The sequence below is a fragment of the Amycolatopsis sp. NPDC051758 genome (assembly GCF_044453095.1).
GTDB lineage: Bacteria > Actinomycetota > Actinomycetes > Mycobacteriales > Pseudonocardiaceae > Amycolatopsis.
The window spans coordinates 315,609-342,085 of the sequence record NZ_JBITCJ010000007.1 but is presented as its reverse complement, the minus strand read 5'-3'; the positions used below and the strand labels follow the sequence as shown (position 1 = coordinate 342,085).

The 26,477-nt window shown below is 70.7% G+C and carries 23 protein-coding genes; 10 read left to right on the top strand and 13 right to left on the bottom strand.

The genetic code is table 11. From position 1 onward, the window contains the following. Positions 1-7 precede the first annotated feature (7 nt). Both mgrA and ACIA5G_RS31965 read right to left on the bottom strand, forming a co-directional pair. Positions 8-1,003 (bottom strand): L-glyceraldehyde 3-phosphate reductase, encoded by a 996-nt coding sequence (mgrA, locus tag ACIA5G_RS31970; RefSeq protein ID WP_395929916.1) that lies wholly within the window; start codon positions 1,001-1,003, stop codon positions 8-10. A gap of 35 nt (positions 1,004-1,038) precedes the next feature. Next, a complete protein-coding gene (locus tag ACIA5G_RS31965) occupies positions 1,039-2,232 on the bottom strand; it encodes an AGE family epimerase/isomerase (RefSeq protein WP_395929914.1) in 1,194 nt (397 codons plus the stop codon). A gap of 154 nt (positions 2,233-2,386) precedes the next feature. Here ACIA5G_RS31965 and ACIA5G_RS31960 point away from each other — a divergent pair, with 154 nt between their 5' ends. Then, positions 2,387-3,448 (top strand): lytic polysaccharide monooxygenase, encoded by a 1,062-nt coding sequence (locus ACIA5G_RS31960; RefSeq protein WP_395929912.1) that lies wholly within the window; start codon positions 2,387-2,389, stop codon positions 3,446-3,448. A gap of 33 nt (positions 3,449-3,481) precedes the next feature. On the opposite strand, the gene ACIA5G_RS31955 is transcribed toward ACIA5G_RS31960, so the two are convergent. Further along, complete coding sequence (locus ACIA5G_RS31955; RefSeq protein ID WP_395929910.1) at positions 3,482-4,921, bottom strand: LacI family DNA-binding transcriptional regulator; 1,440 nt, start codon at positions 4,919-4,921, stop codon at positions 3,482-3,484. A 140-nt stretch (positions 4,922-5,061) separates the two neighbouring features. Here ACIA5G_RS31955 and ACIA5G_RS31950 point away from each other — a divergent pair, with 140 nt between their 5' ends. Together ACIA5G_RS31950 and ACIA5G_RS31945 are read left to right on the top strand one after the other, a co-directional pair. Further along, the gene (locus ACIA5G_RS31950) at positions 5,062-6,333 is read left to right on the top strand and encodes an ABC transporter substrate-binding protein (protein WP_395929908.1); all 1,272 of its coding nucleotides are present in this window, start codon (positions 5,062-5,064) and stop codon (positions 6,331-6,333) included. 58 nt (positions 6,334-6,391) lie between these two features. Further along, a complete protein-coding gene (locus ACIA5G_RS31945; protein ID WP_395929906.1) occupies positions 6,392-6,916 on the top strand; it encodes a GNAT family N-acetyltransferase in 525 nt (174 codons plus the stop codon). Here the strand turns inward: ACIA5G_RS31945 and ACIA5G_RS31940 are convergent. The 6 genes from ACIA5G_RS31940 to ACIA5G_RS31915 form a co-directional block, all read right to left on the bottom strand. Next, a complete protein-coding gene (locus ACIA5G_RS31940; protein WP_395929904.1) occupies positions 6,913-7,311 on the bottom strand; it encodes a hypothetical protein in 399 nt (132 codons plus the stop codon). The genes ACIA5G_RS31945 and ACIA5G_RS31940 overlap by 4 nt on opposite strands. A gap of 8 nt (positions 7,312-7,319) precedes the next feature. Next, positions 7,320-7,493, bottom strand: a complete 174-nt coding sequence (locus ACIA5G_RS31935) for a hypothetical protein (RefSeq protein ID WP_395929902.1) — start codon at positions 7,491-7,493, stop codon at positions 7,320-7,322. An 81-nt stretch (positions 7,494-7,574) separates the two neighbouring features. Further along, positions 7,575-9,368 (bottom strand): glycoside hydrolase family 6 protein, encoded by a 1,794-nt coding sequence (locus ACIA5G_RS31930; protein ID WP_395929900.1) that lies wholly within the window; start codon positions 9,366-9,368, stop codon positions 7,575-7,577. A gap of 31 nt (positions 9,369-9,399) precedes the next feature. Then, positions 9,400-10,917, bottom strand: coding sequence for a cellulase family glycosylhydrolase (locus tag ACIA5G_RS31925; protein ID WP_395929898.1), 1,518 nt, complete (start codon positions 10,915-10,917; stop codon positions 9,400-9,402). Positions 10,918-10,927: 10 nt separating this feature from the next. Further along, positions 10,928-13,873, bottom strand: coding sequence for a glycoside hydrolase family 48 protein (locus ACIA5G_RS31920; protein ID WP_395929896.1), 2,946 nt, complete (start codon positions 13,871-13,873; stop codon positions 10,928-10,930). 509 nt (positions 13,874-14,382) lie between these two features. Further along, positions 14,383-15,378, bottom strand: coding sequence for a LacI family DNA-binding transcriptional regulator (locus ACIA5G_RS31915; protein WP_395930328.1), 996 nt, complete (start codon positions 15,376-15,378; stop codon positions 14,383-14,385). A 250-nt stretch (positions 15,379-15,628) separates the two neighbouring features. On the opposite strand from ACIA5G_RS31915, the gene ACIA5G_RS31910 reads away from it, so the two are divergent. From ACIA5G_RS31910 to ACIA5G_RS31885, 6 genes are all read left to right on the top strand, one after another. Beyond that, complete coding sequence (locus ACIA5G_RS31910) at positions 15,629-16,930, top strand: ABC transporter substrate-binding protein (RefSeq protein ID WP_395929893.1); 1,302 nt, start codon at positions 15,629-15,631, stop codon at positions 16,928-16,930. Between the two features lie 4 nt (positions 16,931-16,934). Beyond that, on the top strand, positions 16,935-17,924 hold the full coding sequence (locus tag ACIA5G_RS31905) for a carbohydrate ABC transporter permease (RefSeq protein WP_395929891.1): 990 nt from the start codon (positions 16,935-16,937) through the stop codon (positions 17,922-17,924). Then, entirely contained in the window at positions 17,921-18,781 is an 861-nt protein-coding gene (locus tag ACIA5G_RS31900; RefSeq protein ID WP_395929889.1) for a carbohydrate ABC transporter permease, read from the top strand. The genes ACIA5G_RS31905 and ACIA5G_RS31900 overlap by 4 nt, the downstream gene beginning before the upstream one ends. Next, entirely contained in the window at positions 18,778-20,190 is a 1,413-nt protein-coding gene (locus ACIA5G_RS31895) for a GH1 family beta-glucosidase (protein WP_395929887.1), read from the top strand. The genes ACIA5G_RS31900 and ACIA5G_RS31895 overlap by 4 nt, the downstream gene beginning before the upstream one ends. Before the next feature lie 126 nt (positions 20,191-20,316). Continuing rightward, the gene (locus tag ACIA5G_RS31890; protein ID WP_395929885.1) at positions 20,317-22,083 is read left to right on the top strand and encodes an IlvD/Edd family dehydratase; all 1,767 of its coding nucleotides are present in this window, start codon (positions 20,317-20,319) and stop codon (positions 22,081-22,083) included. 76 nt (positions 22,084-22,159) lie between these two features. Next, complete coding sequence (locus ACIA5G_RS31885; RefSeq protein ID WP_395929883.1) at positions 22,160-22,468, top strand: DUF3040 domain-containing protein; 309 nt, start codon at positions 22,160-22,162, stop codon at positions 22,466-22,468. 28 nt (positions 22,469-22,496) lie between these two features. On the opposite strand, the gene ACIA5G_RS31880 is transcribed toward ACIA5G_RS31885, so the two are convergent. Then, the gene (locus ACIA5G_RS31880) at positions 22,497-23,624 is read right to left on the bottom strand and encodes an NADP-dependent malic enzyme (protein ID WP_395929881.1); all 1,128 of its coding nucleotides are present in this window, start codon (positions 23,622-23,624) and stop codon (positions 22,497-22,499) included. Between the two features lie 92 nt (positions 23,625-23,716). Here ACIA5G_RS31880 and ACIA5G_RS31875 point away from each other — a divergent pair, with 92 nt between their 5' ends. Beyond that, the gene (locus ACIA5G_RS31875; RefSeq protein WP_395929879.1) at positions 23,717-24,349 is read left to right on the top strand and encodes a UdgX family uracil-DNA binding protein; all 633 of its coding nucleotides are present in this window, start codon (positions 23,717-23,719) and stop codon (positions 24,347-24,349) included. Here the strand turns inward: ACIA5G_RS31875 and ligD are convergent. The 3 genes from ligD to ACIA5G_RS31860 all read right to left on the bottom strand — a co-directional run bounded on the left by ligD (position 24,342) and on the right by ACIA5G_RS31860 (position 26,435). Beyond that, on the bottom strand, positions 24,342-25,211 hold the full coding sequence (ligD, locus tag ACIA5G_RS31870; protein ID WP_395929877.1) for a non-homologous end-joining DNA ligase: 870 nt from the start codon (positions 25,209-25,211) through the stop codon (positions 24,342-24,344). The two genes, ACIA5G_RS31875 and ligD, sit on opposite strands and share 8 nt — an antisense overlap. A 28-nt stretch (positions 25,212-25,239) precedes the next feature. After that, on the bottom strand, positions 25,240-26,169 hold the full coding sequence (locus tag ACIA5G_RS31865; RefSeq protein ID WP_395929875.1) for a Ku protein: 930 nt from the start codon (positions 26,167-26,169) through the stop codon (positions 25,240-25,242). 68 nt (positions 26,170-26,237) lie between these two features. Continuing rightward, entirely contained in the window at positions 26,238-26,435 is a 198-nt protein-coding gene (locus ACIA5G_RS31860; protein WP_395929873.1) for a hypothetical protein, read from the bottom strand. Positions 26,436-26,477: the final 42 nt, after the last annotated feature.

Below are 26,477 nucleotides of genomic sequence, written 5' to 3'. Positions count from 1 at the left end.
GACGCTGTCAGGCCGCGGCGATCCGGTCGATCTCGGCCAGCTCGTCGTCGGTGAACTCGAGGTTCGCAGTGGCCGCGACGGTGTTCTCGAGCTGCGCGACGCTGCTGGCGCCGATCAGCGCGGAGGTGACGCGGCCGCGCCGCAGCACCCAGGCGATGGCCAGCTGCGCCAGCGTCTGCCCGCGCCGCTTCGCGACGTCGTTCAGCGCGCGGATCGTCGCCAGGGTCTCCTCGGTCAGCCGGTCCTTCGTGAGGAACGGGCTGGCGCCGGCCGCCCGCGAGTCGGCCGGGACGCCGTCGAGGTAGCGGTCGGTCAGCAGGCCCTGGCTCAGCGGCGAGTAGGCGATCGAGCCGACGCCGTGCTCGTCGAGGGTGTCCTGGAGGCCGTCCTCCACCCAGCGGTTCAGGATCGAGTACGACGGCTGGTGGATCAGCAGCGGCGTGCCGAGCTCCTTCAGCGCGCCGAGCGCGGCTTCCGTCTGTTCCGGCGAGTAGTTGGAAATGCCCGCGTAAAGCGCCTTCCCCGACCGGACGGCTGTGTCGAGGGCGCCCATCGTCTCCTCGATCGGCGTCTCCGGGTCCGGGCGGTGCGAGTAAAAGACGTCGAAGTGGTCCAGGCCGGTGCGCGCGAGGCTCTGGTCCAGGCTGGCGAGGAGGTTCTTGCGCGAGCCCCACTCGCCGTAGGGGCCGTCCCACATCAGGTAGCCCGCCTTGGACGACACCAGGATCTCGTCGCGGTACGGGCGGAAGTCGGCGGCGTAGTGCCGGCCGAAGTTCGCCTCGGCCGCGCCCGGCGGCGGGCCGTAGTTGTTGGCCAGGTCGAAGTGGGTCACGCCGAGGTCGAACGCCCGGCGCAGCACCGCGCGCTGGACGTCGAGCGGCTTGTCGTCCCCGAAGTTGTGCCACAGGCCGAGCGACACGGCGGGCAGCTTCAGCCCGCTGCGCCCGGCCCGCCGGTACGGCATGTCCGCGTACCGGTTCTCGGCGGCGGCGAAAGGCGACATGGTTCTCCTTGTCGGGGAAGGACGGCTTCGGCAGTCTAGCGGCGCGGCTTCAGGGCCCCGGCGAACGACGCGGCCGCCGGGAGTGCGGGCAGCAGCGTCGCCTGGTAGGCGTGGTAGATGTCCGGTTTGCCGGCCCAGACCGTCGCGGCGGGCCGGTTCTCCGGGTCGAGCTCGTGGTGCCACGAGCCGAGTTCGCGGTCGGCAAAGCAGGCCTCGGCGTGCTCGCACCATTCCCGGAACCGCTCGAGGTAGGCCGGGTCGCCGGTCTCCTGGTGCAGCGTCCACGCGGCGGCGATCGCCTCCGCCACCACCCAGTGCAGCCGGGTGCGCACCACCGGTGTCCCGGCGAAGTCGGTGGTGTAGACGAATCCCGGGTGACCGTCGACGCTCCAGCCGTCGCGCACCGCGGTGGTGAACAGCGCCGCCGCGTCGGGCACCAGCCACGCGGGCGCGGTGCCGCCGAGGGCCCGCTTGAGGTGCACGGCCAACCGTGCCCACTCGAAGAGGTGCCCGATCGTCGCGCCGAAGGGGCGGAACGGGTGCGCGGGCTCGGCCCGGTTGTGGTCCAGGAGCACGTGCCAGCCCGCGTCGTAGTGCTCCGGCAGCCGCCAGTCGTGCGCGCGGGCTTCGCCGTGCACCAGCTTGTCCACAATGGACAACGCACGGGCGGCCCAGACCGCGTCGCCGGTGACGTCGGCCGCGGCCAGGAACGCCTCGACGGTGTGCATGTTGGCGTTGGCCCCGCGGTAGTCCTCCAGCCGCGTCCAGCCGCGGTCCCAGACGTCGGCGACGCGGCCGGGGCCGGGTTCCCAGAAGCGGCGTTCGACCACGTCCAGGGCCTCGGCCAGCAGCGGTTCCGCCCCCTCGGCGCCGGCGGCCACCGCGCTCGACGCCGCCAGGACGACAAACGCGTGCTCGTAGGCGCGCTTCTCTGACAACGTTGTCGTCGCGTACCAGCCACCGTGGTCCGGGTCACGCAGCAGGCTCGTCAGCGCCGCGACGCCGCGCGCGACCTGCTCGCCCGTGTCCTCACCCTGCAGGGAGGCCAGCGCGAAGACGTGCGTCATCCGGCAGGTGATCCAGGTTTCGACGGGCCGGTCGAGCACCGGGCGGCCGGTGTTGTCGAGCCAGGCGAACCCGCCGCCGGGGTGCGCCGCGCGGGCGGCGAAACCGAGCAGCCGGGCGGGTTCGGCCCGCACCCAGGCGGGAACCGATGACGGACTTTCCACACGATGCCTTTCTCGGTGATCGACGGCCTCCGCCAACGTAGGCCAACGCCCGCGCCCGGGTCACCGCGGGCTGTTCCGCAGGCGCGGCACCGCGTATCCTGACCTTGAGAGCGCTCCCAGTCTTCGACGCACGCTACCCGACGAAGGGACAGACGTGACCAGGAGACGAAGTACGATCCTCGCCGCCGTCACCGTGTTGCTGGCAAGCCTGACGGCCATCCTGTTGAACACCGGCACCGCCGAAGCGCACGGCGCCCTGATGAAACCGGGCAGCCGGACGTTCCTGTGCTGGCAGGACGGGCTCAGCTCGACCGGCCAGATCATCCCGCAGAACCCGGCCTGCTCGGCCGCGGTGAACACCAGCGGCGCCAACTCGCTGTACAACTGGTTCGCCGTGCTGCGCTCGGACGGCGCCGGGCGCACCCGCGGGTTCATCCCGGACGGGAAGCTGTGCTCCGGCGGGAACCCGGGCTACGCCGGCTTCGACCAGGTCGGCGACTGGCCGCTGACCCACCTCACCGCCGGGGCCACGTTCGACTTCTCGTACAACGCGTGGGCCGCGCACCCCGGCTGGTTCTACACCTACGTCACGAAGGACGGCTGGGATCCCTCGGCGCCGCTCACCTGGGACTCGCTGGAGGACCAGCCGTTCCTGACCGTGGACCACCCGGCGGTGACCGGCCAGGTCGGCACGGTGGACGGGCAGTACAAGTGGACCGGCGCGCTGCCGTCGAACAAGTCGGGCCGGCACATCGTCTATTCGGTCTGGAAGCGCTCCGACAGCGCCGAGACGTTCTACGGCTGCTCGGACGTCACGTTCGACGGCGGGCACGGCGAGGTCACCGGCGTCCACTCACCCGGCACACCGACCACCACGCCGACCACGCCCACCGATCCCCCGCCGACCGGCGGGTCGTGCATGGCGATGTACGAGATCACCAACGCCTGGAGCGGCGGCTACCAGGCCACGGTGACGGTGATGAACCACGGCACGACGCCCTACGGCGGCTGGCAGGTGGGCTGGACGCTGCCCACGGGCCAGACGGTCGGCAGCGTCTGGAACGGCGCGCTCAGCCAATCCGGCTCCGTGGTCACGGTCCGCAACGCCGACTGGAACGGCCGGATAGCCCCGGACGGCCAGACCACCTTCGGACTGGTCGTCAACGCGTCCGGGAGCAACCCGGCCCAGCCGACGCCGACCTGCCAGGGCACCTGAGACGTCCGATGTGGACGGCAGCACCGGCCCTCGTCACCGGACGGGACCGGTGCTGCCGCGGGTGATCAGCCGCGGCCGGGAGGCACACACGTCGCCGGGCTCTTCCCCGGCCAGGAGGTCACCCAGGACCGACGCGGCGAGCGTGCCGAGCTCGGCGAGGGGCCGCCGGACGGCGGTGAGGGCCGGGCGGACCAGGCGGCAGAGCGGGGTGTCGTCCCACGAGACGACGGAGAGGTCCCCGGGAACGGCAAGGCCGAGCTCCCGCGCGGCGGCGAGCGCGGCCACGGCGAGCCAGTCGGTGTCGCAGAGGAGCGCGGTGGGCCGGGGATGCGCGGTGAGGACACGCCGGACCGCGTCGGCCGAGGGTTCGGTGTGGACGGTGCCCGGGAGGGAGAGCCCTGCGGAGGCTTCGGCACCACGGCTCCCGGAGCCGGCGGCCCACGGACCGGCTGTGCCCGCACCGCCACCACGGTTTCCGGAACCGGCGGCCCACGCACCGCCGGCGCCCGCACCGCCACCACGGTTCCCGGTGCCCGGTTGGGAAAGCCCTGTGCCGGCTTCGGCACCACGGTTTCCGGAGCCGGCGGCCCACGAACCGGCCGCGCCCGCACCACCACCACGGTTCCCGGCGCCCGGGCGGGAACCGCCTGCCCCGGCTTCGAAACCGGCCGGACCCGCACTCCGACCATCGGAACCGGCGGTCCACGAACCGCCACCGCGGTCCTCGGCATCCGCGTTGGGCACACCACGGAGTCCGAATCTCTCCGCCGCCACCCTGAACGCCGGATCCCCGGGCCGGACGATCCCCGCACCGGGGCCGTCGGATTCAGCAGGCTGCCCGGTCGGGCCGATCCCGGCACCACCGGCCGGCCCGCCGCGCAGTCCCAGCCGGTCCACCGCCGCGGCGAACGCCTGCTCGCGCGCCCGGGAATCCGCGAACGGCGCCACTCCCGCGATCCGGACCACCCGCCGGTGTCCCAGCGCGACCAGGTACTCGAGCACTTCACCCGCCCCGGCCACGTCGTCCACCCACACCGACGGCACACCCGGCACCCCGCCCGCGCCGCCGAGCACCACCGCCGCCAGGCCGATCCCCTTCACCTCCGCGGCGCACCCCGGTCCGGTGAGCAGCACGCCGTCGACCCTCCGCTCGGCGTGCCAGCGGCGGTAAACGGCCAGCGAAGCGTCGTACCCCGGCGCGATCTGCAGCAGCAGCTCCTGCTCGAACCCGTCGAGCAAGGCCACGAAGAACTCTTCCGGTGGCCGGTCGAGCACCAGGCCGATCGCGCCGGACCGGCCGCCGGACAGGGCGCGCGCGGTGCTGCTCGGGGACCAGCCGAGCCGCTTCGCGATTTCGGTGATCCGGCGCCGGGTCGCCTCCGAAACACCCGGGCGGCCGTTGAGCGCGTACGAAACGGCCCCTTTGGACACTCCCGCTTCCCGCGCGATGTCGGTGATGGTCGGCCGCTTCACCGCGCACCTCCGCTCGAGTCCGTGTCCGGGCGGGCACCCGCAGTCGCGCACCTTGACACCCGGCGCCCGCGGAAACAAGACTGCGTCCGGGAGCGCTCCCAATCACGAGGGAGTGAGCCGGGAACGGGGAGTGCGCGCACATGAGGCAGATCCGAAGACGGCTGGCCTTCGCCGTCACCGCCGTCCTGCTCGTCCTGACCGGCGGGTGCGGCCCCGGCACCCCCGAGCAGATCACGCTGACGCTGGCCACCTTCGGGCAGTTCGGCTACGACGACCTCATCCCCGGCTACGAGTTCACCCACCCCGGGATCACCATCAACCAGGTCCGGACCGAGCAGGGCGGCCCGTACCACCAGGACCTGCTGGCCAAGCTGCGCAGCGGCCAGGGGCTCGCCGACGTCCAGGCCGTCGAGGAGGGCCACCTTTCCGACGTCATGGCGCAGTCCGGGAAGTTCAGCGACCTCGCCGAGATCGGCCCCGCGGACGTGAAGCCCGGGCGCTGGCTGGAATGGAAGTACGAAGCCGGCCGCAGCAAGGACGGCAAGCTCGTCGGTTACGGCACGGACATCGGCCCGCTGGCCATGTGCTTCCGCAAGGACCTGCTCGAAGCGGCCGGGCTGCCCACCGACCCGGGCTCGGTGAAGACGATGTTCGCAACCTGGGACAGCTACTTCCAGGCGGGCGAGCGCTACGTCAAGCGCTCGAAGGGCAAGGCCTGGTTCGACTCGGCCGCGCAGACCTTCAACGCCATGGTCAACCAGCTCCCGGTCGGCTACCTCGACCGCGAGGACCACCCGACGCTCGAGACGAACACCGCGGTCCGGGCCGCCTGGGACCAGGTCACCGGTGCCGTCGCGCAGAAGCAGTCCGCCGGGCTCACCGCCTTCGCCGACGACGGCAACAACGGCCTGCGCCTCGGCACCTTCGCGACGAAGGTCTGTCCCTCGTGGATGCTCGGTGTCATCGAGCAGCAGGCCGGGATCGGCAACGCGGGCAAGTGGGCGATCACCGACGCCTTCCCGGACGGCGGCGGCAACTGGGGCGGCTCGTACCTGACCGTGCCGTCCTCGAGCGCCCACCCGAAGGAGGCCGCCGCGCTCGCCGCGTGGCTGACCGCGCCCGAGCAGCAGCTGCACGCGTTCCGGGTGAGCGGGAACTTCCCCAGCCAGGTCGACGCCTTCACCTCGCCCGACCTGCTCAGCGAGATGAACGGCTACTTCGGCGGGGCGCTGAGCGGGCAGGTGTTCGTCGCGCAGGCCCAGAAGGTCGGGAAGCCGCAGTACAAGGGCCCGGGTGACGGCGAGATCCAGGAGACGGTGATCGCGCCCGCCCTCAAGGCCGTCGAGCAGGGCGCCGGCCCGGCCGCGGTCTGGCAGCAGGTGCTGGTGGGCGTGCACCGGGTCGTGCCGTGAGGCCGGGACCGGCAAAACCCGCTCGCGCGGGCACGCCGGAGCAGGCAGGGTGCCGGTCATGACCACTCCCCTCTCCACACCTTGGCGGCACTACGACCTCCGCCGCCCGGGTCCCGAAGACCACCTGCCGGTGCTGGCCGTCCTCGACACCTGGTGGGACGGCATGGGCGGCCCGGAAGCCTCCCGCCAACGGGCTCTGCTCCTGCCCAAGCTGATGTTCCAGCACTTCACCGAGAGCAGCTTCCTGGTCACCTCGGACGAGCGGATCGTGGCGTTCCTGATCGGCTTCCTCTCGCCGTCCCGGCCGGCCGAGAGCTACATCCACTTCGTGGGTGTCGACCCCGCCGAACGCGGCAACGGGCTCGGCGCGGAGCTGTACGAGCGCTTCTTCGCCTACAGCCGGGCGCACGGGCGCTCGGTGGTGCGGGCGATCACCTCGCCGGTGAACAAGGGCTCCCACGCGTTCCACACCCGGATGGGGTTCGTCACCGAGCCGGGCCCGGAGGAGTTCGACGGCCTGCCGGTCCAGCCCGACTACGACGGGCCGGGGCTGGACCGGCTGTCCTTCCGGAAGAACCTCTAGCCCGACACGCTGAACGAGCGCACCCCGAGCCCGGTCTGGCCCTCCCACGGCTCGAAGCCGAACTGGACACTCGTCAGGTACCAGGCGTCGCTGATCTTGCCGCGGCCCACCGCGTCCCGGGTGAAGTCGGCGAGGTTGACGTCGAGGCTGTCCGTCCCGCTGGTGCGGACGTAGGAGATGACGTTCCAGCCGATGTTGCCGGACCAGACGTTCCACGTCGCCCCGGCGAGCTGCGCGGTGCCGATGACACTGCCGACCGGTTGCGGGGCGCCGCGGTGGTTGCCCCAGATCATGACTTCGGCGCCGGTGTTCTGGCCCGCCGGGTTCGGCGCGGGGTCGTACCAGACGTCGTAGGCCGCGTCCCACTGTCCCGACTGGACGGTCGTGTAGGCCACCCGGGACGTCAGCGAGCCGAGCGAGCGGACCTGTAGCGGCCGCCCTGGATGCGCAGCGAGCCGTACTTGTCGCACAGCTGCGTGTCCGCGGCCGCCGGTGGGGCGGTCAGCGCGACACCGCCGGACAGCAGCAGGGTCGCGGCTCCGAACGACGCCAGTGTGGCCCGTAGCCGGTTCTTCATGGAATCTCCTCTTCGGTGCCGGGACGGGGTGGAAACCCGGGCCGGACGGCGGCTGCGCGGCACCGCCCGGCCCGGGATGTCTTACTGCACCGCCGGGTAGGCGTTCTGGACCAGCTGCTCGAACTGGGCCTGGAACCACTTGCCGGACAGCGGCGAGTTCGGCAGGGCGCCGGTCAGGTTGCCGCCGTTCGCCTGGTCGCTGCCGTGGTAGGTCGGGTCGCACATCCGGTCGAAGCCCTTGCCCTCGTCGTTCGGGATCTGCGAGCTCGCGCCGTCGGACTCACCCGGCGGCTTGATCCAGACGTAGGCGTCGAAGTGCGCCGCCGGCGACACCGTCGGGCGCACGCCCAGCCCGGCCCCGCTCTGGTTGCACCAGTTGCCGCGGTGCAGCCGCCGGTCGATCCGGCCCGAGTTGACGTAGGCGTCCACAGTGGATCCGGAGGCACCGCTCGGCCGGGCCGAGCCGCCCCAGCCGTTGCGGGAGGTGTCGACCAGCATGCCGATGCCGCTCGGCAGGCCCGCGGAGACGAACGCGTTGTACATCGCCGTGGCGAACGGCACCTCGGCGAAGTACGGGTTCCACTGGTAGAAGGTCGCCGACCGCAGGGGCTGGCCCCCGACGGTGAGGCTCGAGTCCGGCAGGTTCGGCTCGGTCAGCGGCGTGTAGTTCGCCGTGTCGCTGATGAAGCCGTCGATGCTGTTCACCCCGGCCGTCGTGCCCTGCAGCGTCTGCTTCACCAGGTTCACGAACGGCTGGAAGTTGCTGTCCCAGCCCAGCCACGCCGAGTGCGCGATGTCCAGGTAGTTGTAGACGTTGGAGATCGCGTGCAGCTTGTTCAGCGCGTACTGGATGCCCTGGGTGTAGGCCCCGGTGGACTGCGCTTCGGCGCACTTGGCCGTCGCGGTGTTGGTGATCAGGTTGGGCAGCGAGTCCGGTTCGACGACCGCCACGACCCGCAGCGGCGCGTACTTCGCGTCCGAGAGGATCGACGCGATCGGGTCGATGTACTCGCTCTTGTACCGGGCCAGGCCGTTCGAGCCGGCCTGCAGCTCACCGTTGGACGCCAGCGCCGCGCAGTCGCGGTTCGGCAGGTCGTAGACGACGATCTGGATCGTCACCGGCGTCCCGCCGCTCTGCTGGGCCAGCGCCGCGTCGAGGTGCCCGCGCAGGCCGCGCGCGCTCGACGTGCCTTCGATCGCCGCGATCCGGTCGAGCCACACCGCGGTCGAGGTGTTCGCCACCTTGGCCATCTGGGAGCCGAGCGTGCCGCCCGTGGTTGCGGCCGCGGCGGTCACCGACGCCGACCAGTCCGGGTTCACGTACCCCTTGGACCCGACGTACGGGTTGTCGACATGGGTTCCCGGCTGGGGTGTGGTCGTGGTCGTCGGCGTCGTGGTGGGCGTCGTCGGGGTGGTCGGCGTGGTGGTCGGAGTGGTGGTGGTGCCGCCGTCGCAGGTGACGCCGTTGAGCGAGAACGACGCCGGGATGGCGTTCGTGCCCGAGTACGAGCCGTTGAAGCCGAAGCTCGCCGACGCGTTCGACCCGAGCGCGCCGCCCCACGACGGGTTCTTCGCGCTCACGTGCTTGCCGCTCTGGCTGAACGTGGCGCTCCAGCCCTGCTGCACCTGCTGGTTGCCGGCGAAGTCCCACTGGACGTCCCAGCTGGAGACGGCGTCGCCGAGGTTGGTCACCGCGACGTTCGCGGTGAACCCGGTGTCCCACTGGTTCACCGTGTAGGTCACCTTGCAGCCGGCGGCGGCGACCGCCGGGCTGCCGCCGGCCACCACCAGGCCGGCCACGACGGCCGCGGCCGTCACCGAGGACGCCACGGCGAGCCGTGACTTCCTCCTCGCGGACCAGAATTCACTCTTCATCGAGTGTGCTCCTTCGTGTTCGGTGGACGGGTCAGGTGGTGCACGCGGTCGCGCCGACGGCGAAGCCGCTGGGCGAGCCGGTGGAAGCCCCGGTCGCCTGGATGCCGATCGACGTCGAAGCGCCGCCGGCCAGGTCGGGCGCCCAGGTGGGGGCCTTGGCGGTCGCCTGCTGCCCGGACTGGGTGACGGTGGCGCCCCAGCCGCCGGTGATCTGCGTCCCGGACGGCACGGTCCAGCCGAGCGCCCAGGTCTTCAGCGGGGTGGTGCCGGTGTTCTTGAGCGTCACGGAGGCGACGAAGCCGCCCTGCCACGCGTTATCGACGTGGTAGGTGACCCCGCAGCTCACCGCGGGCGGCGGATCGGTCGTCCCGCCCCCGCCGACCGGCGGGATCAGGTACGGCTGGAGGATCGCCTGCTTGGCCTGGTTGACCGTGGTCCAGTCGTCGTTGAGGATGCCACCGGTGTCCCCGGAGTTCGGGTTCCACGACCAGTACGTGAAGCTCATCCCGGTCGTGCCGGTGCCCGAGTACTTCATCAGCTCCTGCAGCCAGGTCTTGTCGCGCGGGTCGGCGAGCGTGGTGCCGAACTCGCCGAGCAGCACCGGCGCGATCTTCTCCTTGTGCAGGTAGCCGAAGAAGTGGTCCCACAGCGCCGGCAGGTTCGCCGGGAACGACGGGTCGGAGAACCACGGCTGGGCGAACACCGACGTCGCGTACTCGTGCGCCGAGTAGACGAGCTTGTCCGGTTTGGACAGCCGCACCGGGAACTGGCGGGCGCCGGAGAGGTTGCCGCCCCACCAGCCGCACTGCGGGTCGCCGGTGCCGCCGACGCAGTCGACACCCTCGACGATGACGAGCCAGTCCGGGTTGGCGGACAGGACGGCGTTGCCGCCGCGTTCGGCGGCCAGCCGCCAGTCGGTCGCGGTGTCACCGCAGCCCCAGCACGCGCCGCCGCCACCCTGGATCGAGTGCGGCTCGTTGTGCAGGTCGGCGCCGATCACCGTGGTGTTGCCCTTGTAGTGCTGGGCGAGCATCGTCCAGTCGGACAGCCAGCGGCTTTCGGGGTAGGCGCTGGTGTACCAGAGCGCGGACTGCGCGCCGGAGTCCGGCCGGTGCTGGTCGAGGATGACGCGCATGCCCTTGGTGCCCGCGTACCCGATGATCTTGTCCAGCACCTGGAGCCCGGAAAGCCCTTGCAGGTCGGGGTTCTGGACGGCGTCGATGCTGGTCGGCTTGACGCCGGGGTCGAAGAGCTGGTTGGAGTACGGCAGCCGCAGCGTGTTGTAACCGAGGCTCGCCATCTGGTCGAGCATGTCCTTGTAGTTGCGGCTCCACAGGCCGTGCGGCGAGTAGTTGCCGGTCTCGGCGCCGAACCAGTTGACGCCGGTCATCCGGACCGGCGCGCCGGTGGCGTCGACGAGCTGGGAGCCCGACGCGTGCCAGTAGCCCGTGCCGGTGCCGGCAGCCGCGGGGGCCGCGGTGGCCGGGGACGCCGTGAGAACGGCGCCCCCGACCAGTGCGGCGACCGCGAGGGAGAGCAGTCGCTTCATCGAGTGCCTTTCAGCCGAACAGGGCGACGTGGGCGGCGAACGCCGTGGCGATCTCCGACTGCGCCCAGAACCGGTGGTAGGTGAAGGTCGGGGCGGCCCCGCCGTTGAGGTAGGCCTGGACCTTCGGCCACTGCGGATCGGACTGGTAGAACGACCGGATCGAAGCGAACGTCGAGCTCGAATTGATCGGGTCGCCGTTCGGCATCGTGCCGGTCCAGCCGGTGGGCACGTACAGGCCCTGATCGGTGGTGGCGTTGTAGGCGTCGTCGAACCGGTTGTAGTCAGTCCGGGTCTCCGGCACCGCGATGCCCTGGGTGTCCGCGTTCGCCGACAGCGCCGTCAGCAGCTGCTCCCCCACGCTCTTGGCCTGGGCGTTGCCCGAGCCGGAGGCGTAGTAGAGCAACGTCTTCGACAGCGAAGCCGCAACACCGACGTCGTTGTTGTAGTTCTTCACCGTGACGTGCAGGCCGTTGTTCGCACCCGGGCTGGTGGCGCTCCAGGTGTCCGGCGCGCCGCTCCAGGTCAGGTCGGCCGGGATCTGGAAGCTCCCGCCGGACCCGACCGTGGTGCCCGCGATGGCCCACGGAACCCACTTGTCGAGGATCTTCTTCGCCCGGGCGTCGCCGGTCGCCTGGTAGTACTCGGCGATGCGTTCCATGCCCCAGGTCTGGAAGCCGAACCACTGGTTGCTCGGCGGGTCGTGCCAGACCGGCTGCTGGTCGTAGAACATGCCGTAGAACGTCGGCGTGCCGGACGGCGGTGTGCCGTACTGGCCTTCCCAGCTGTTGGTCGCGCCGCCGGCGAGGCCGCCTTCGGACGACTGGAGCCACTGCAGGAACTCCATCTGCCGGCCGAGACTGGTCGCCCAGTCGCTCGCGCCGGTCGCCGACGTCACCTTCAGGCCCGGGTCCGTCGACAACGCGTACGCCGCCAAGGGGTTCTGGTAACCCTGGTGCGCCGCGCCGTCCCCGATCCGCCACGCCCACGCGCTGGACGAGTCCATCGAGCCGCCCCAGGCGTAGTACCAGGAGACGAGGTAGTGCTCGCTGTCCTTTCCGGTGCCGGCGGCGCAGCTCGACGCGCCGACGCAGTTGCCGATCTTCTTGAAGTACTTGTCGAACAGCGAGTACCGGAGGTAGTCGCCCATCTTCGAGGCCTTCTTGACGACGGCCGCGATGTCCGAGCTCTTGCCCTGCGCGGCGGCCCACTTCTCGGCCTGGAAGGCCACCTGCACGGCGCGGGCGTCCGCGTCGGGCGCGTTGGTGTACTTCCACTGCTTCGCGTAGGACGAGTCGCCGGTGAACAGGTCGAGGTACCCGTTCTTGCCGCCGAACTTCAGGACGTCACAGCTGGGCTGGGTGACCGTCTCCCAGACCGACTCCTGCGAACCGCGCTGGAAGGTGTTGATGAACGCCGGCGCGGTGTTCGTGCCGTCCTCGCAGTGGCCGAACTTGTAGATGTTGTCGACGTCGAGCAGCCAGTGCATGCCGTAGACGTCCGCCGAGCCGTAGGCCGCCTTCAGCTCGGCCGCGATCGGGTCACTGCCGACGGAGACGCCGCTCTGCAGCTGCGACGGGTACGACTTCGGGCTCGGGTACTCCGCCGCGTAGGTCGCGGGTTTGCTCGCGTTGTAACCGGAGTTGCCGGGCTGGTCGGCCGCGGACGGGATCGCGTAGGTCTCGATCGAGGTCCAGGCCTGGTTGAACGGGGCCCAGTCCCCGGTGATCCGGCCGTAGGACGCCTCCAGCCACAGGTAGTAGCTGAACGCCTCCGACGTCGTCTCGTGGCCGTGGTCCGGCGCCTCGACGATCAGCGTCTCGATCGAGTGGTAGGGCACCAGGATGCTGCCGAACTTGCGGAAGTAGCCGTTGTTCGGGTCCTTGATCTTGTTGTACTGCTTGAGGAACTCGACCTGGTAGTCCGAAGTGGACGCCGAGATCTCGCTGACCGCCACGGTGGCCGCGGTGTACCCGCTGCTGCTCGCGGTGAACGTGGCGCTGCCCAGCGCCCCGCCGTTGTCGGCGCTCTTCACGGTGACGTTCTGCGGGGTGTTCCAGTTCGCCGTCGTGAAGGTGAGGCTCGTGGGGCTCGCGGTCAGGTCCGTGCTGCCCGCGGTGCGGGCGACGCCGACGGTGACCGAGCCGGTCGGCGCGCCGGCGAGGGTGACCGCGAACGTCGTCGTCCCGCCCTGCTTGACCTGCGCGGTCGCCGGGGCGGCGACGATCGTGGGTCCGGAAAGGACCTTCACGCTGACCGGGCTGGACGTCGTCGACGCGTTCTTGTTGTCGTAGGCCTTGGCCGTGATCGAGTACGTGCCGGCCGGGACGCTCGCCCAGCTGCCTTCGAACGGCGCGGCCGTGTCGGTGGCCAGCAGGGTGTCGCCGGCGTAGAACTCGACCTTGCTCACCGTGCCGTCGCTGTCGGCGGCGGTCGCGGCGAGCGGGATGGTGGCCGGGGCGTAGTAGGTGCCGGTCGACACCGGTGCCGTCAGGCTGACGGTCGGAGCTTTGTTGGCGCCGGTGCAGGCGGTGCCGTTGACGGAGAAGTCGGTGGGCGGGCGGTTGGCGGAGCCCTTCGAGCCGTTGAAGCCGAAGCTGGTGCTCGCCCCGGTGTCGAGGTGGCCGTTGTAGGAGAGGTTCGTGGCGGTGACCGCGGCGCCGGTCTGGGCGAACGTGGCGCTCCAGCCCTGCTGGACCTTCTGGCCGTCGAGGAACGTCCAGCCGACCTTCCAGCTGTCGAGGGCCGCGCCGTCGTTGCGCAGCGAGACGTTGGCGGTGAATCCGGAGTCCCAGTCGTTGGTGGTGTAGGTGACGGAACAGGCGACGTCGGCGGCGAGCGCCGACGTGGGGGCGACCAGCCCGGCGGTGAACGCGACCGCGGCCGAAGCCAGGGCCAGCGCGCGGCCGCGTAACCAGCGCGTTCGGCGCACTCGGCGCCATCGGGGAGAGGAACGCATGGCTTCGGAACTCCTTTGTCCGTAGGGAGCCAGCGATCTGGGAGCGCTTCCAGGCGCAGACGGTAGCCAGCCGGAAACGCACCTGTAAAGAATCGAGTCAGAAGGACACCGCGGCCGCGGACGTCACAGCCACGCTGCCGGCCGGTGCGAGCCCGCTGAACACTCCTGAACAGCCGCCCCCGATGGTCGCCCGTTCACTCGTCCGGCCCAGCACGCCGGTCACGGTGGGTGTCGAGGAAACACCGTTTAGCGCCAAAGGTGTACATCTCGACCAGGAGCGCTCCCAGCCCGCGTCGATCCTTTCGACACAGACCTACTTCGTGTCGTCCATCCCGGTGCGCGTGTCGTCCGTTCAGGTACGCGTGTCGTCCACCCGATCACGCGAGCCGACCCTCCAGGCACGCGAACCGACCCTCCGGGTACGCGAATTCGCCCTTCCGGCCGGCACACCGATGGCCGACACGCGTACCTAAGGGGACGACACGCGTACTCAGGCGGACGACACGGCGTCAGCTGGAGGCGCGGACCGCCAGGGAGACCGGGAGGATCTGCTGCCGCGGCTTGAGGCTCTGGTCGTCGAGCAGCTGCAGCATCGTCTCGACCATCGCGTGGATCTGCTCGCGCGGGTCCTGGTGGACCGACGTCAGGGGCGGGTCCATCGCCGGGGCCAGTGTCGCGTTGTCGTCGAAGCTGACCACCGCGACGTCCTCGGGGATGCGCCGGCCCGCCGCGTCGAGGGTGCGCAGCGCGCCGACCGCCATCATGTCGCTGGCGACGAACACCGCGTCGAGGTCCGGGTGGCGGGTGAGCAGCGCGGACATCGCGTTCGCCCCGCCGGACAGCGTGAAGTCGGCCTCTTCGACCAGGTCGGCGGGGTCGAGCCCGGCGTCCAGGAGGGTCTTGCGCCAGCCGGCGAGCCGGTCGATCGGGGCGCTCTGGTCCTGCGGCCCGGCAATCGTGGCGATCCGCCGCCGCCCGGCCGCGACCAGGTGCTCGACCGCGAGCCGGGCGCCACCCTCGTTGTCGAAGTCGACGACGTGGACACCGCGGCGGATGCCGGCCGCCTGGCCGCCGAACACCACCGGGATGCGCAGCAGCCGCAGCGCCTTGGGCAGCGGGTCGGCCCGGTGCGGCGCGAACACCAGCGCGCCGTCGACGTGCCCGCCCTCGAGGAACCGGACGGTCCGGCTCAGGTCCTCGCGGATGTCGCTGAAGATCAGCACCATCTGCCGGCCGACGTCGGCGAGCTCGCGATAACCGGCACGCATGACGGCGGCGCGGTACGGGTCGTCGAGCAGCCGGGACTCCGGCTCCGACAGCACCACGGCGACGGCCCCGGTGCGGCGGGTGACCAGCGACCGGGCCGCCTGGTTCGGGGAATAACCCAGGTCGCGGGCCGCGGCGAGGACCTTCTCGCGCGCCGTCGCGCTGACGTACGCGTCGTCGTTCAACGCGCGCGACGCCGTCGACCGCGACACCCCGGCGAACGCCGCGACGTCCTCCAGCGTCGGCCGTTCTTCATCCCCAGCTCGAGGCCCCACGGCACCGCCCTCAATCACCACATCCACCCTGACACCCGACAGCTTAACGTTCACGCACGCGACCGTCCGGGAGCGCTCCTCGCAGGAAACGCTCCGGTTACAACCCCTTGACACCGGTGAAGGCCCCAACCAGACTCTGCCACACCTGGGAGCGCTCCCAGTCGGGCTCCCAGCAGTGAGAGCGCTCATTCCCGTCAACAAGGTGGTTGAACACGTGAGAACGATCCGGAACGGCCTGGTCCTCGCACTGGGCATCACGATGACGGCGCTCGGCGCCACGGCCTGTGGCGGCGGCGGTGACGAAACCCCGCCGGCAGCGGCTCCCAACGAGCACGTGGACCTGACGCTGGCGACGTTCACCGAGTTCGGCTACGAGGCGCTCATCCCGGAGTACGAGCGGCTGCACCCCAACATCAAGATCACCCACCGCAAGACCGGCCAGGGCGGCCCCTACCACGAGGAACTCGTCACCAAGATGGCCGCGGGCTCGGGCCTCGCCGACGTGACGGCGCTCGAAGAGGGCCACCTGTCGGACTTCCTCGACAAGGGTTCGAAGTTCAACGACCTGAGCAAGATCGGGCCGGCCGACGCCTCCCCCGACCGCTGGCTGAGCTGGAAGTACGACGCCGCCAAGACCAAGGACGGCAAGCTGATCGGCTACGGGACCGACATCGGCCCGCTCGCCATGTGCTACCGCAAGGACATGTTCAAGGCCGCCGGCCTGCCGGAGGACCCCGAGGCGGTCAAGTCGCTGTTCGCCACCTGGGACAGCTACTTCGCCGCCGGCGCGGACTTCGTGCAGAAGAGCAAGGGCAAGGCCTGGTTCGACTCGGCCGCGCAGAACTTCAACGCCATGGTCAACCAGCTCCCCCAGGGTTACATCGGCAGCGACGACAAGCTGGCCGTCGAAAACAACCAGGGCATCAAGGACGCCTGGACCAAGGTCACCGACGCCGTCGCCAAGGGCGAGTCGGCCAAGCTCACCGCGTTCAGCAACGAGTGGAACACCGGCTTCAAGCAGGGCGCGTTCGCCACGAAGGTGTGCCCCGCCTGGATGCTCGGCGTGATCAAGGAGCAGGCGGGCCCGGAGAACGCGAACAAGTGGGCGGTCACCGCGGCCTTCCCCGGCGGCGGCGGCAACTGGGGCGGCTCGTACCTGACCGTCCCGACGCAGTCGAAGCACCCGAAGGAGGCCGCCGAGCTCGCGGCCTGGCTGACCGCGCCGGAGCAGCAGATCAAGGCGTTCCAGGCCAAGGGCACCTTCCCGAGCCAGGTCAAAGCGCTGACGGACCCGGCGCTGCTGAGCAAGACCGACGACTACTTCGGCGGCACGAAGGTCGGCGAGCTGTTCGCCGAGCAGGCCAAGAAGGTCCAGAAGCCGCAGTACAAGGGCCCGGGCGACGGCCAGATCCAGGAGAACGCGTCCAGCCCGGCCCTGCAGGCGGTCGAACAGGGCAAGTCGGCGGCGGACGGCTGGAACCAGATGGTCGAAGCCGCGAAGAAGATCACGCGCTGAGCAGATGACCGTCATCGACAAGATCGCGCCGGAAGGGAGCAAGGCCGGGGAGCGAGTGTCTCCCCGGCCCACCTTCCGTCACCGGTTGAGCCGGTGGGACGTCAAGGTCTCGCCGTACCTCTACATCGCGCCGTTCTTCATCCTCTTCGGGATCGTCGGGCTGTTCCCGCTGCTCTACACCGCGTACGTTTCGCTGTTCAAGTGGGAAGCCGGCAGCGACGACCCCGACTTCATCGGCCTCGACAACTTCAAGGAGCTCTTCGCCGACGCGCAGTTCTGGAACGCGCTGACGAACACGATCAGCATCTTCCTGCTCTCCAGCGTCCCGCAGCTCATCATCGCGATGCTGCTGGCGGCGCTGCTCGGGGCCCGGCTGCGCGGCGCGACGGGCTGGCGAGTGGGCATCCTGCTGCCGTACGCGGCCAGCCTGGTCGCCATCGGCATCATCTTCGCCAACCTCTTCGGCCCGAAGTACGGGCTGATCAACGGCGTGCTGCAGACCATCGGGCTGGACCCGGTCGACTGGCAGGCCAGCCGGTTCGGCAGCCACGTCGCGATCGCGATCATGGTGAACTGGCGCTGGACCGGCTACAACGCCCTGATCGTGCTGGCGGCCATGCAGGCCATCCCCAAGGAGCTGCACGAGGCGGCCCTGATCGACGGCGCGGGCACGTGGCGCCGCTTCTTCAACGTCACGCTGCCGCTGCTGAAGCCGACGCTGATCTTCGTCACCATCACCTCGACGATCGGCGGCCTGCAGATCTTCACCGAGCCGAAGCTGTTCGACGCCATGCCCGGGTCGAACAACGGCGGCTCCACCAACCAGTTCCAGACCGTGACGCTGTACCTCTACCAGACGGCGTTCCAGAACGCCGATCTCGGCTACGCCTCGGCGATCGCCTGGGTGCTGTTCCTGATCATCGTGCTCATCGCGCTGGTGAACTTCTTCCTCACCGGCCGGCTGGCGCGCACCCCGGCGGTGAAGAAGAAATGACGACACTCCAAAGAAGCGGACTGCGACGGCGGGTCGCCACACTCGGCAAGCCGCGCAAGGCGACCTACGTCGTGCTGGCGATCTTCGTGCTCGGGTCGCTGTTCCCGTTCTACTGGTCGTTCCTGGTGGCCAGCCGCGACAACGGGATGCTCACCGAGCGCATCCCGCCGTTCGTGCCCGGTGGCAACTTCTTCGCCAACGCGGCGCGGGTGTTCGACACCGTGCCGTTCTGGAAGGCGCTGGCCAACAGCGTCATCGTGTCCGGCACGGTGACCCTGACGACGGTGCTGTTCTCCTCGCTGGCCGGGTTCGCCTTCGCGAAACTGCGGTTCCGGGGACGCGACAAGCTGTTCGTGTTCATCGTCGTCACGCTCGCGGTGCCCACCCAGCTCGGCATCATCCCGCTGTTCATCGCGATGTCCGAACTGGGCTGGACGGGGACCTTGACGGCGGTGATCGTGCCCAACCTGGTCACCGCGTTCGGCGTGTTCTGGATGCGGCAGTACACAGTGGACGCACTGCCGTACGAGCTGATCGAGGCCGCGCGCGTCGACGGCTGCAGCATGATCCGGATCTTCTGGAACGTCTGCCTGCCCGCCGTGCGCCCGGCCGCGGCGATCCTGGCGATGTTCACGTTCATGATGTCCTGGAACGACTTCCTGTGGCCGCTGGTGGTGCTGGACGCGGGCAACCCGACCGTCCAGGTCGCCCTGGAGAAGCTGCAGAGCGGTTATTACGTCGACTACTCGCTGGTGCTGGCCGGCACGACCCTGGCCACCATCCCGATCCTCATCGTCTTCCTCCTCCTCGGCCGCCAGATCGTGGCCGGGATCATGCAAGGTGCCGTGAAAGGGTGAACATGTCCGTACATCCCGACAGCGTTCGGGCGGAGACAGCGCTGATGTTCCCGCCCGGCTTCGTCTGGGGCGCCGCCACCGCGGCGTTCCAGGTGGAAGGAGCGACCACGGCCGACGGTCGCACGGACTCGGTCTGGGACGTCTTCGCGCGCCGTCCGGGTGCGGTCGTGGGCGGCGACACCGGCGACCCCGCCGCCGACCACTACCGGCGCTACGGCGAGGACGTCGACCTGATGCGCCGCCTCGGCCTCGGCGCCTACCGGTTCTCGCTGGCGTGGCCGCGGGTGCGCCCGGACGGCGGCGCCCCCAACACCGCCGGGCTCGCCTTCTACGACCGGCTGGTCGACCGCCTCCTGGAGGCGGGGATCGAGCCGTGGGCGACGCTCTACCACTGGGACCTGCCGCAGGCGCTGGAGGACAAGGGCGGCTGGACCTCGCGGGACACCGCATACCGGTTCGCCGAGTACACCGAGACCGTGCTCGCCCGGCTCGGCGACCGCGTCGCCAGCTGGTCGACGCTCAACGAGCCGTGGTGCGCGGCGATGCTCGGGTACGCGGGCGGCATCCACGCGCCCGGCCGCACCGACCACCCCGCCGCCGTCGCCGCGACGCACCACCTGCTGCTGGGCCACGGGCTGGCGATGGACATCATCCGCCGGCACGCGCCGGGCGTCCCGGCCGGCATCACGCTCAACCTCTACCCCGTCGTGCCGCACGACCCGGCCAACGTCTCCGACGTTTCCGCGGCCCGGCGGATCGACGGCCTGCAGAACCGGCTGTTCCTCGACCCGGTGCTGCGCGGCGGGTACCCGGACGACCTGGTCGCCGACCTCGCGCCGTTCGGCCTGGGCGAGGTGGTCCGGCCCGACGACGCCGCGGTCATCGCCGCGCACGTCGACTGGCTGGGTGTCAACTACTACCGCGACTACCGGGTTGCGGGGCGGCCGGTGCCGGGCAGCGAGCCGGCGGGCCCGGAGTGGGTCGGCGCCGGCGACGTCCACTTCGTGCCGGACCCGGCGGCGCCGCGCACCGACTCCGGGTGGGAGGTCCAGCCGGCCGGGCTGACCGAGTCGCTGCTGCAGGTGCACCGCGGCTACCGGCCGGTGCCGCTGTACATCACCGAGAACGGCGCGGCCTACCCCGACGTCGTCAGCGACGGCGGTGACATCGTCGACACCGACCGCGTGGCGTTCCTCGACTCCCACCTGCGGGCGGCCCACGAGGCCGTCGAGGCGGGCGTCGACCTGCGCGGGTACTTCTACTGGTCACTGCTGGACAACTTCGAGTGGGCCGAGGGCTACGCGAAGCGGTTCGGCCTGGTCCACGTCGACTACACGACCCAGCAGCGGACCCCGAAGCGCAGCGCGCACTGGTACTCGCGGGTGATCGGCCTCAACGGCCTCGGCTGACCCGAGCGCCCCAAGGCGGCCTTGGTTGCGTCAGACGCACCCAAGGCGGCCTTCGGTGCGTCTGACGCACCGAAGGCCGCCTTGGGGCGCTTGAGCCGGCGGGGTCCCGTTGACAGACTGACCGGTATGGGACTGCGCAGCGAAGCTTGGTTCAACAACCCCGCCGACCCCGGGATGACCGCGCTCTACCTCGAGCGGTACATGAACTGGGGGCTCACCCGGGAGGAGCTGCAGTCGGGCAAGCCGATCATCGGCATCGCGCAGACCGGCTCCGACCTCACCCCGTGCAACCGGCACCACCTGCAGCTGGCCGACCGGACGCGGGAAGGCATCCGCGAAGCGGGCGGGATCGCGATCGAGTTCCCGGTGCACCCCATCCAGGAGACCGGCAAGCGCCCGACCGCGGCGCTGGACCGCAACCTCGCCTACCTCGGCCTGGTCGAGACGCTCTACGGCTACCCCATCGACGGCGTGGTGCTGACCACCGGCTGTGACAAGACGACCCCCGCGTGCCTGATGGCCGCCGCGACCGTCGACCTCCCGGCGATCGTGCTGTCCGGCGGGCCGATGCTCAACGGCTGGCACAACGGCGAGCGCACCGGCTCCGGGACCATCGTCTGGAAGGCCCGCGAACTGCTCGCGGCCGGGGAGATCGACGACGCCGGGTTCATGGAGCTCGTCGCGTCGTCCGCGCCGTCGCCGGGGCACTGCAACACGATGGGCACGGCGTCGACGATGAACGCCCTCGCCGAAGCGCTCGGGATGAGCCTGCCCGGCTGCGCGGCCATCCCCGCGCCGCACCGCGACCGCGCCCGGATGGCCTACCGCACCGGGCTGCGGATCGTCGAGATGGTGCGCGAGGACCTCAAGCCGTCGGACATCCTGACGCGCGAGGCGTTCGAGAACGCCATCGTGGTGAGCTCGGCGATCGGCGGCTCCACCAACGCACCCATCCACATCGGCGCGATCGCCCGGCACATCGGCGTCGACCTGCCGCTGGCGGACTGGCAGCGGCTCGGGCACGCCGTGCCGCTGCTGGTCGACCTGCAGCCGGCCGGCAAGTACCTCGGTGAGGAGTTCCACCGCGCCGGCGGTGTCCCGGCGGTGGTGCACGAGCTGATGCGGCACGGGCTGGTCCACGAGGACGCGCCGACGGTCAACGGCCGCACCCTCGGTGACAACTGCCGGGCCGCCGAGGCCGGCGACCGGGACGTCATCCGCACGTTCGACACGGCGCTGGTGCCCGACGCCGGGTTCCTCGTGCTGGCGGGCAACCTCTTCGACGCGGCGATCATGAAGTCCAGCGTCATCTCGGCCGACTTCCGGCGGCGGTACCTCGCCGGCGGTGTCTACGAGGGCACCGCGGTGGTGTTCGACGGCCCGGAGGACTACCACGCCCGCATCGACGACCCGGACCTCGGTGTCGACGAGCACTCGCTGCTCGTGATGCGCGGCACCGGCCCGCTCGGTTACCCGGGCTCGGCCGAGGTGGTGAACATGCGCCCGCCCGCCGAGCTCATCAAGCGCGGGGTGCACGAGCTGCCGTGCCTCGGCGACGGCCGCCAGTCGGGCACCTCCGGGTCGCCGTCGATCCTCAACGCCTCCCCCGAGGCGGCGGCGGGCGGCGGGCTCGCCGTGCTGCGGACCGGCGACCCGGTGCGGATCGACCTCGGGGCGGGTACCGCGAACGTGCTCATTCCGGACGAAGAGCTCGCGCTGCGGCACAAGGAGCTGGCAGAGTCGGGTGGGTACCCGGTGCCTGAGTCCCAGACGCCGTGGCAGGAGATCCAGCGCTCGATGGTCGACCAGCTGTGCGACGGCATGGTGCTGCGCCCGGCCGTGGCGTACCAGCGGATCGCCGCCACGAAGGGCATCCCCCGCGACAACCACTGACTTTCCCCGGAAAAGGGGGGCTTCGGACGGGCGCGGAACGGGTACCACTCCGATAGCCGAGGCGAGGAGGCCCCCCATGCTGCCGGACCGAGAACGGCACGCCCTGCGCGAAATCGAGGCGGAGCTGCTGGCGAGCGACCCCGCGTTCGCCGCCACCCTCAGCGGCCACAAGCTGCGCAAGTCCGGGCGGTTGAACCTGCTGCTCGTGCTCTGCGACGTCACCGCGGTCGTCATGCTGCTCGTCGGGCTGTTCGCCAGGGACGCCGCGCTCGTGCTGTGGGGCACCGTGAGCGCGGGCGCGCTCGTCGCCTGGCACATCGCCCGCACCGAAACGGCCCGCAAGTCCACCGAGGACGACGCAACTCCGGCGGCCGACTCGCACTGAGCGCCCGGCCGCCGAAGTCCACAGTGGACTAACCGGCCGCCTTCGCCGCGCCCGCAACGGCCTCGGCCATCGCGGGCACCAGTGCGTCGTCGAACACGCTCGGCACGATGCGCCCCGGCTCCAGGTCCTCCCCCACGACGTCGGCCAGTGCGCGCGCCGCGGCCAGCAGCATGTTCCCGGTGACGCGGGGTGCGCCGGAATCGAGCAGCCCGCGGAACATCCCGGGGAACGCCAGCACGTTGTTGATCTGGTTCGGGTGATCGCTGCGGCCGGTGGCGACGATCTCCGCGTGCCGTCCGGCGGCTTCGGGGTCGACCTCCGGATCGGGGTTCGCCAGCGCGAACACGATCGCGTGGTCGGCCATCGCGGCGACGTCGTCCGGCTCGAGCAGGCTGCCGGTGCTGACACCGACGAAGACGTCTGCGCCGCGCAGGGCGTCCTGCACACTGCCGGTGGCGCCGCCGCCGTTGGTGTTCTCCGCCAGCCACTGCTTCTCGCCAATCAGGTCCCGGTCCCGGTGCAGCACGCCTTCGCTGTCGCAGACGACAAGACCGTCGGCCTGGTAACCCGCACGCAGCAGCAGCCGGGCGATGGCGCTGCCCGCCGCGCCGGCCCCGGCGATGACGACCGAGGTGCCTGCGGGCTCGCGGCCGGTCAGTTTCAGCGCGTTGTGCAGCGCGCCGAGCACGACGACCGCGGTGCCGTGCTGGTCGTCGTGGAAGACCGGGATGTCCAGCTCGTCGTGCAGCCGCCGTTCGACGGTGAAGCACCGCGGGGCGGCGATGTCCTCGAGGTTGATCGCGCCGAACGACGTCGCGAGGTCCTTCACGGTCCGGACCAGGTCGTCGGGCTCACGGCTGACCGGGCAGATCGGCCAGGCGTCGACGTCGGCGAACCGCTTGAGCAGCGCTGCCTTGCCTTCCATCACCGGCAGGGCTGCGGCCGGGCCCCGGTCGCCGAGCCCGAGCAGGGCGGAGCCGTCGGAGACGATGGCAACCGAGTTCGCCTTGACCGTCTCCCGCCCGAGCGCGGCCGGATCGCCGGCGATCCGCTTCGCCTGCTCGGCGACCCCCGGCGTGTAGTGCTCGGCCAGGTCGTCCGGCGTGTCCAGCGTGACGCGGGTGGTCACCTCGATCTTTCCGCGGCTGTGTGTCATGCGCGCCGGGTACCCGGCGGGTGCGGCCGGGAATCGCCGTCACCCGGCCGTGGCACGTTTACACCGGCGCCGCGCGGGGAATTTCTCGCCGCATGCCGGATTCCCGCGGTGCCGAGCCGCCGGACACCACCGACCTCGACCGGTTGCGGTCGGCGGCGTCCGGCTGCCACGGGTGCACGCTTCACCAGGACGCCACCCAGACCGTTTTCGGGGCAGGTTCCCGCCGCGCCAAGGTGCTGGTCGTCGGCGAGGCGCCGGGCGACCAGGAGGACGTGGCGGGCGAACCGTTCGTCGGACCCGCCGGGAAGCTGCTGGACAAGGCGTTCGAGGAAGCCGGTTTTGACCGGCGGTCGCTGTACGTCACCAACGCCGTCAAGCACTTCAAGTTCAAGCGGGACGACCGCGGCAAGCGCCGCATCCACCAGAAGCCGGGCCGCACCGAGGTGGTCGCCTGCCGGCCGTGGCTGCTGGCCGAGCTGCGTGCCGTGCGCCCGGAACTGGTGCTGCTGCTGGGTGCGACGGCCGCGCAGTCGTTGCTCGGCCCGAAGTTCCGGCTCACCGCCCACCGCGGCGAGCCGGTCGACGCGCCCGAGGACGTCGCCGACCTGCTCCCGGCGGCGGTCGCCACCGTGCACCCGTCCTCGATCCTGCGAGCGCCGGACCGCGACGACGCCTACGCGGCCTTTGTCGCCGATCTCAAGGCGGCGAAGAAAGCGCTCAAGTAAGGCGCCTCAGGGCCGCTTCAGCCGAAGCCGCATGCCGGTCCAGGTCCCGCCACGGATCTTCCTTGCGCGCCAGCCGCTGCTTCTCCTTCGCCGGGCCCCACCCGTCCGGGGCGGCCTTGCCCAGCTCCCGCCAGTCCAGCGGCGTCGCGGCGGCCGCGCCCGGGCGGGCACGCAGCGAGTACGGCGCGACGAACGTCTGCGCGTAACCGTTGCGGTTGGCGTCCAGGAAGATCCGGTCGCCGCGCTTCTCCTTGCGCTGGGCCGTCGTCAGGCGGTCCGGGTCGTCCGCCGCCACCTCGTCGGCCAGCGCGCGGGACAGCTCCAGCACCACGTCGGTGCCCGCCTTCGCGTCGAGCGGCGCGAGCACGTGGAAACCGCGGCCGCCGGTCGCCTGGACGAACGCCGTCAGGCCCACCCGCTCGTAGTGGTCCTTGATCCGCCGCGCGACCGCGCGCAGCTCGGTGGCCGGCGTGCCGTCCGGCGGGTCGAGGTCCAGCACCAGCCGGTCCGGCCGCTCCGGCGCGTCCACCGTGGACAGCCAGACGTGGAACTCCAGCGTGCCCTGGCCGGCCAGGTAGTCCAGCGTCTCGGCGTCGTCGCAGACGACGTACTCGTCCGTGCCGCCGGCGCGCCGGGGAACACGTTCGACGCGGATCGAGTCCGGGAAGTGCTCCCCCGGGTGCTTCTGGAACCAGCCCTGCCCGTCAATGCCGTCGGGGAAGCGCCGCAGCGTCAGCGGGCGGCCGCGCAGGTGCGGCACCATGACGCCGGCGACGGCGCGGTAGTACTCGACGACGGCACCCTTCGTCAGCCCGTCCTCGGGGTAGAACACCTTGTCGGCGTGGGAAATCTCGGTGTTCACGCTCGCTCCCGTACGACGTCGGCGGCTCTCAGGACGCCTTGAGCGCCTTCTCCAGCTCGGCGCGCGACATCTTCGATCGGCCCTTCACGCCCTGCTCGCGCGCGAGCTTGTCCAGATCGGTCTTGGACAGCTCGGAGAGGCCGGCCTTCTTCTTCGTCTTCTTGGGTTCCTTGCCGCCGCCCTTGCGGCTCTTCACGCTGCGCGACAGGGCTTCGAACAGGTCGACGACGTCGGCCGAGGGCTCCGGCTCCTCCTCGTGGGTGATCTCCTTGCCGGCCTTCTTGGCCTTCAGCAGCTTCTCCACACGGCCGGAGTACTCGTCGCGGTAGTCCTCGGGCTTCCACGGCGAGGTCATCTCGTCGACCAGCGAAAGCGCCATGTCGAGCTCCTTCGGCCGCGGCTTCGGCAGCTTGGGCAGCCCGCCCATGACGTCCTTCGGCTTCCGCAGGTCGGCGATGAAGTGCAGGGTGTTGAGCACCATGACGTCGTCGCCGGCGCGGATGGCCGCGAGGTACTCCTTGCCGCGCAGCACGAACTTCGCGATCCCGGCCTTTTCGCTGCGGTCCATCGCCTTCAGCAGCAGGCCGTACGCCTTGGCGAAGTCGTCCTTGGCCGGCTTGAGCCAGTACGTGCGGTCGAAGAACCAGGGGTCGATCTCGGCCAGCTCGACGAACTGCTCGATGTCGATCCGCCGGGACCGCTCGGGCGCGATCTCGTCCAGCTCGTCGGGTTCGACGAGCACGTGGTCACCGCCACCCAGGTTGTACCCCTTGACGATCTCGTCCTGGGTGACCTCGTCACCGGTCCGCTCGTTGACCTTGCGGTTGCGGATCCGGTCCGACGTCCCGCGTTCGAACTGGTGGAAGTGGATCGTGTGGTCCGCCACCGCCGGGTACAGCTCCACCGGGACGGTGACCAGCCCCAGGCTCAGCGCCCCGCTCCACACCGGTCTGGCCATGTCGACCTCCTCGTCGCCACCCCGATACCCGCGGGGAAAGCCGGCGAAACGCGATCAGTGACGGTGTGTCAGGCGACTTCGCTGCTGCGACCGTCGCTCCGGTGCAGGCCCAGCATCTCCAGCAGCCGGGCGCAGTCGTCGGAGTCCTTGGCCCGCGCCGCGACGGCCAGCGCCGCCTTGCGACGGGTCTGCGCCTGCTCCGGCGAGTCGCCGCCCTCCAAGAGGAGGTCCGCCACCGGCCGCAGGTCGTTCCGCTTGTCTCGCATGTTGTTCTCCCCTCCGGATCATCCCCGGTCGAGCCCTTCCGC